3 protein-coding genes and 2 pseudogenes are annotated in these 4,972 nt (G+C 70.8%); 2 read left to right on the forward strand and 3 right to left on the reverse strand.

Features of this window, described 5'->3' with window-relative positions; all coding sequences use genetic code 11:
- Positions 1-127 precede the first annotated feature (127 nt).
- On the reverse strand, positions 128-283 hold the full coding sequence (locus tag AB0N14_RS39405; RefSeq protein ID WP_366030516.1) for a hypothetical protein: 156 nt from the start codon (positions 281-283) through the stop codon (positions 128-130).
- Between the two features lie 216 nt (positions 284-499).
- A pseudogene (locus AB0N14_RS39410) lies at positions 500-607 on the reverse strand (general stress protein); the annotation flags it as partial.
- Between the two features lie 221 nt (positions 608-828).
- On the opposite strand from AB0N14_RS39410, the gene AB0N14_RS39415 reads away from it, so the two are divergent.
- A complete protein-coding gene (locus tag AB0N14_RS39415) occupies positions 829-2,610 on the forward strand; it encodes a helix-turn-helix domain-containing protein (protein WP_366030514.1) in 1,782 nt (593 codons plus the stop codon).
- 157 nt (positions 2,611-2,767) lie between these two features.
- Positions 2,768-3,078, forward strand: a pseudogene (locus AB0N14_RS39420) (SDR family oxidoreductase); the annotation flags it as partial.
- Between the two features lie 38 nt (positions 3,079-3,116).
- On the opposite strand, the gene AB0N14_RS39425 reads toward AB0N14_RS39420, so the two are convergent.
- A complete protein-coding gene (locus AB0N14_RS39425) occupies positions 3,117-4,811 on the reverse strand; it encodes a DUF885 domain-containing protein (RefSeq protein WP_366030515.1) in 1,695 nt (564 codons plus the stop codon).
- Positions 4,812-4,972 lie beyond the last annotated feature (161 nt).

Raw genomic sequence — 4,972 nt, forward strand, 5'->3', positions numbered from 1 at the left:
GACGCCTCACCGCCCTCCCACACGGCGATCACCGAGTTGGTCGTGCCCAGGTCGATGCCCACTGCCTTGGCCATGAGGAACTCCTCCCGGTGCGGCGGCCTGCGCCGACTCTCCGGATCACGTTCGTTCAGCCACGGGTGGGACCTCCGCCGGTGGCCTGCAGCGTGCCGATCAGCCGTACAGCCTCGTCCACGATGACCTCGTACCGGCTCGGCTGCATCGAGCGGAGCGAGGCGAAATCCCGGCGACCGCCCTGTAGGGCGTGCAGCAGCATGCCGAACACGCGCCGACGATCGCTCCCAGGACCAGCCCGTACAGGGCGGTGAGCAGGGCGGAGACGACGGGGTCGAGCCAGTTCACAAGGCCGAAGAGCCAACCGATCAGGACATCGGGGAGCGCACTGCTCGCCGCTCTGGGAAGGGCCGCCCTGCCGTAGCCCGTGCCCGTAGTCCGTCCGGCCGATCACCTGCTCGACCAGGCGCACGTCCTGGCCGATGGTCGCCGCCCTCTCCACGGAAAACCCATGGTCAGAGAGGTGGTCAACGGCGCGTTCGGCTTCCCGGTACGTCTTGTACGAGGCAACCGGCCTGCGATGCTGCTCGGTCATCGCTCAGGTCCTCCCTGCCGGTGCGCACGGAGGGTTTCGAACACGCTCCAGGGTGGCGAGCCGAGCAGCTCCACGCCTGCTCACGTCAGGTCAAAGAACAACGGAGCCCGTCGCCCCGCGAGCACGAGACGAAGAATCCGGACGTCTCGGGTAGGTTGGTGGGGGAGGCAACAGGAGGGCCGCTGTCACCTCTCCGAGGGCTGGGCGAAGGGAGCAATCCCATGGCTGGCTGCTGGGCCCGGAACGTGTACCGACGCTGTCCCGACCGGGATGGCAGCCTTCCACGGGGCCGTCCGGGACGGTACTCCACGACCTTGCGGAGAGGGTCCCGCCCGCCCCTTCCCACCCCGGCCGATCCGACATCCCACGAACTGCCGGCAGTCTGCCGCGCCCTGTTCGACACCCGGGACGAAGGCGAGATCCTGCGCCTGGCCATGGACCACGTGTCCGCCGTCGGCCCGTACAGAGCCGAGGCCGGATACCTCAGGGTGGGCAGCCATCTGGTCCCCGGTCCGCAGGTCGGGCGGGGCCATGCGTCAGCCGTCGACCGGACGGTGCGAGAGCTGACGGGGCGGGACGGCCGCGTAACCGTTCCCGGCCGGTCCTGGGGCCGGGCCCTGGCCCTGCGCGGACCCGGTGGACTGTACGGCTACCTCGTGGTGACGTCTCGCTCCCGGCCCACCGAGGCCCAGCACGTCCTGCTCGCCACGCTCGTACGCCTGACCGCCGCGGCCCTGTCGGTCGCCGCCGCGCACCGCCGCCAGCGGGAAGACGCCCTGGAGCTGCACCGACTGCGACGGGAACGGGCAACCCTCCAGCGGCAGCTGGTCTCCGTCGTGGTCGAGCTGGGATACCAGCGGGCCCTGCACGAGGCCCTCGCCGAGGTCGCGGCCTCGGGCGGCGGCGAGGAGGCCATCACCAGCGCACTGCATGAGCTCACCGGACTCCCCGTGCTGGTGGAGGACCGCTTCGGCCGACTGCGGTCCTGGACCGGTCCCGGCCGGCCCGACCCCTATCCGGAACCGGACCCCGCACGCCGTGAGGAGATGCTCCAGGCGGTCTCTCGCAGAGGCGGACCTGTGCGGATCAAGGACCGGCTGATCTCCGTGGTCCGCCCTCGCGGTGAGGTCCTCGGCGTGCTGGCCCTGGTCGATCCCCGGGACGAGGCCGACGAGTACGCCGTGTTCGCATTGGAACACGCCGCCACGTCACTCGCCCTGGAGCTGTCGCACCTGCGCCATCTGGCGGAGGTGGAGCTGCGACTGCGCCGCGAACTGGTCGACGATCTTCTGGCGGGCACGGACCAGGCGAGCGCCTACGCCCGGTCCGAGGCGTTCGGACACGACCTGCACCGCATCCAGTACGTGGTCGTCGTGCAGTGGCCGAGCCGGGCGGCGGACGACTCTTTCGCGCGGACCGTGGACCGGGCGGCTTCGGCCGTGGGCATGCCGTCGCTGGTGACCCGGCGCTCCGACCACGTGGTCCTGGTCGCCGACGGCAGGCCCCACGACCACGCCTTGTACGAGACGCTCACCCGGGAGACGGGAACACCGGACGGGACGATCGGGGTGAGCGCCCGCTGCGACACCCCGGACGGTATCCCCGGCCGCTACCAAGAGGCACTACGTGCCCTGGAGGTACGCCGACGGTCCCGAAGGCGATACGGCACGACGTTCTTCGACGATCTGGGCCTCTACCGCATCCTGGGGCCCGGAATCGAATACCGGGAACTTGAGGCGTTCGTACGGGAATGGCTCGGACAGCTCATCGACTACGACGGCCTGCACCGGACGGCGCTCGTGGAGACCCTGTCCCGGTACTTCGACTGCGGCGGCAACTACGCCGAGACCGCCGAATCACTCGCGATCCATCGCAGCACGCTCCGCTACCGGCTCCAGCGCATCCGCGAGATCAGCGGTCATGACCTCACGAACGTGGAGGACCGCCTCAACCTGCAGGTGGCGACCCGGGTGTGGAAGATCATGCTGGGCGGACCTGGTTGAGACACCCACGCACCGTGGGGCCCGATCCGCTGTCCCACGCGCCTGGGGAGCAGGCTGTCCCACCGTCGCATTGGCTCAGGTGTCACTCAGACGGCCGGCAGCGGTTCGAAGGCGATGGCCTGCCGCACATACACCATGAGTGTCCTGCTCCGGGCGTTCGCGGCGGGACCTCGGGGACGGCATGCCGGGCGGGATCGCGTACGCGCTCCAGAAGGGCGCCCTCGCCTCGATCAGGCGTTCGCTGTCCCCGGCCCTCGCCGAGCACGCCGTCACCGTCAACACGGTCAACCGGGGTCCCGAGGACACGGACTACCTGACCGGTGACGCGTAGGCCGTCGCCGCGCGGTTCCTGCCGGGCGCTGGGGCATGCCCGACGATCCGGCCCGGCTCATCGCCTGGCTCGCCACGGACGAGGCGGCCCGGACCACCGGTCAGGTCATCGGCTCGGAGGGCGGCTTCCGCCGCTGACGGCCGGACCCGGCGGAGATCCGGCCGTCCAGGCGCGATCAGAGGCGGGACAGTTCGTCCACCAGGTCGTCCAGGCCCAGTGAGCCCTGTGAGAGCGCCGCCATGTGCCAGGCCTTCGCGTCGAAGGCGTCGCCGTGGCGCTCCCGGGCCTTCTCGCGGCCCAGCAGCCAGGCCCGCTCGCCCAGCTTGTAGCCGATCGCCTGGCCCGGCATCGACAGGTAGCGGATCAGCTCGCTCTCCACGAAGTCCGCCGGACGGCTGCTGTGGGAGCCGAAGAACTCGTGCGCCAGCTCCGGCGTCCAGCGCTCGCCCGGGTGGAACGGCGAGTCCGCCGGGATCTGAAGTTCCAGGTGCATGCCGATGTCGACGATGACCCGCAGCGCCCGCATCATCTGGGCGTCCAGGTAGCCGAGGCGCCGCTCCGGGTCGGTGAGGAAGCCCAGTTCGTCCATCAGGCGCTCCGCGTACAGCGCCCAGCCCTCCGCGTTGGCGCTGACGATGCCCACCGTCGCCTGGTAGCGGGAGAGGTCGTCGGCCACGTGCGCCCACTGTGCGAGCTGGAGGTGGTGGCCGGGGACGCCCTCGTGGTACCAGGTCGAGACGAGGTCGTAGACCGGGAAGCGGTTCTGCCCCATCGTCGGCAGCCAGGTGCGGCCCGGGCGGGAGAAGTCTGCGGAGGGAGCCGTGTAGTAGGGCGCCGCGGCGCTGCCGGGCGGCGCGATGCACGACTCGACCTTCCGCACCCGCTCGGCGAGTTCGAAGTGCGTGCCGTCCAATGCGTCGATCGCCTCGTCCATCAGCCCCTGCAGCCAGGCCCGGCCCTCTTCGACGCCCTCGATGTGGGTGCCGTGCTCGTCCAGGTGAGCGAGCGCCACCCACGGGGTCGCGGCGCCGGGCAGGACCTTCTCGGCCTCCTTCTTCATCTCGCCGAGAATGCGGTGGTACTCCGACCAGCCGTACGCGTACGCCTCGTCGAGGTCCAGGTCCGTCCCGTTGAAGTAGCGCGCGAAACGGGCGTAACGCTCACGGCCGACCGTGTCCGGCGCGCCCTCGATCGTCGGCGCGTACACATCGCGCATCCAGTCCCGCAGCTCCGTGACGGCAGCGGTCGCCGCGCGGGCGGCCTCGTCCAGCTCCGCGCGCAGCGCGTCGGGGCCCTGGGAGGCGAAGCCCTCGAACCAGCCGCGGCCCTGGCCGTCCTTGTCCGACCATTCGGTGAGCTGCTCGATGAAGGTCGCGGTCGGGCGCGGACCGGCATGCAGCTTGCGCTCCAGACCGAGGGCCAGGGAGTCGCGGTAGCCCTGCAGGGCGGCCGGCACGGCGCGCAGCCGCTCGGCGACCGCCGCCCAGTCCTCCTCCGTCGCCACGGGGGTGATGGTGAAGACGTTGCGCACGGAGTGCACCGGGGACGAGAGGTTGCTCACCGCCCTCAGGCCCTCGTCCGCCTCGTGCACGGCGAGCTCGGCGGTGATCCGCTCGCGCAGCAGGCGCGCGCACCGGCGCTCGATGTCACTGTCCGCGCCCGGTCGGCGCTCCGCCTCGTCGAGCCGGGCGAGCGTCTCCCGCGCCAGCTCGGCGAGCGCCTCCTGGCCCGCGGGCGAGGTGTCGGGCAGCTTCCTCGAACTCTCCTTCACACCGAGGTACGTGCCGGTGACCGGGTCGAGGGCGACGAGGTCGTCGACGTAGGCGTCGGCGACCTCCCGGGGCAGAGGGCTTCTGGTCGTGTCAGACATGCGGACAATCCTCATACGGCCAGGTGCTGCGCGTCACGCGGATTCAGCGCTCGGCTTAGGGTCCTTGCACTAGGCCCGTTCTTCGCAGGTGAGGATGGATGGGTCGAGGTACCGAGGTCTGGTCGGGTCGACGTTCAGGAGTTCGAGGAGTTGGGCTTGGA

This window comes from Streptomyces sp. NPDC051104 (genome assembly GCF_040682835.1).
In the GTDB taxonomy this organism is placed as follows: Bacteria; Actinomycetota; Actinomycetes; order Streptomycetales; family Streptomycetaceae; genus Streptomyces; species Streptomyces cynarae.

What these genes read in the sequence shown, in the direction of transcription:
- AB0N14_RS39415 (WP_366030514.1), top strand. Translation starts at nt 829, where the DNA reads ATGGCTGGCTGCTGGGCCCGGAACGTGTACCGACGCTGTCCCGACCGG.
- AB0N14_RS39425 (WP_366030515.1), bottom strand. Translation starts at nt 4,811, where the DNA reads ATGTCTGACACGACCAGAAGCCCTCTGCCCCGGGAGGTCGCCGACGCC.